Raw genomic sequence first — 666 nt, 5'->3', positions numbered from 1 at the left:
CCCGGCGGCGGTAGCCGGCTTCAATGCCGAGGCGGTGCGGCAGGTGCAGGCGTCGCTGCGGGCCATGGGAGCCACGGCCGAGCGGCTCGACGAAATGCTGTTTACGCTGCCTTCGCAGCTGCATTTGCTGCATCTGGCCCTCAGCGGGCGGGTGTTCGTGTACCTCGCCGTGGAAAGCCGCGATACCAACCTAGGCATTGCCCGAGCCGTGATGCGCGGGGCCATTGCGCTGGTAGAACCCATGATACAAAACGAGTAGTTAGGCCAGTGGCTGGCCGGTTAAGCCACGTTTTTTTTTACCTTTTTCCCTTAACCACCATGAAGCTTACCGCTACTCCCTTCGACCCGCAGACCGGCGAACTGCTGCCGGTATACCGCGATGCCTACCTGCGCGGCGACCTCGCCCGCTCCTCGGCCCGCGCCGTTGAAGACTACCTGCGCAAAGACGCCACGCAGGCCCACAGCACCGTAACGCGCTGGCACGAAATGGCCACCCAGGAGGCCGAAGCCGCTGCCCCCACTACCTGGGTACAGAAGCAAATGCTGTTCATTCGTGAGCAGCCCCAGCGCTTCCGCCGCCGGGCATTCTCGATGGTGGGCATGGCCGCGCTGGTGGCCGGCGTGTCGATGGCCGGCACGCGCCTGCCCTCGCACAATGCCGTGGTG

At 64.9% G+C, this 666-nt stretch carries 1 protein-coding gene and 1 pseudogene; both read left to right on the top strand.

The genetic code is table 11. The features are described from left to right. Positions 1 to 259: pseudogene (locus ACYVDE_RS25250) on the top strand (hypothetical protein); the annotation flags it as partial. A gap of 59 nt (positions 260 to 318) precedes the next feature. Next, the coding region (locus ACYVDE_RS25245; RefSeq protein WP_460504264.1) for a hypothetical protein at positions 319 to 666 on the top strand (348 nt) is incomplete at its 3' end.

This window comes from Hymenobacter agri, from assembly GCF_054778495.1.
The sequence above is the reverse complement of the archived record's forward strand: the minus strand, read 5'-3'. Positions and strand labels throughout refer to the sequence as shown.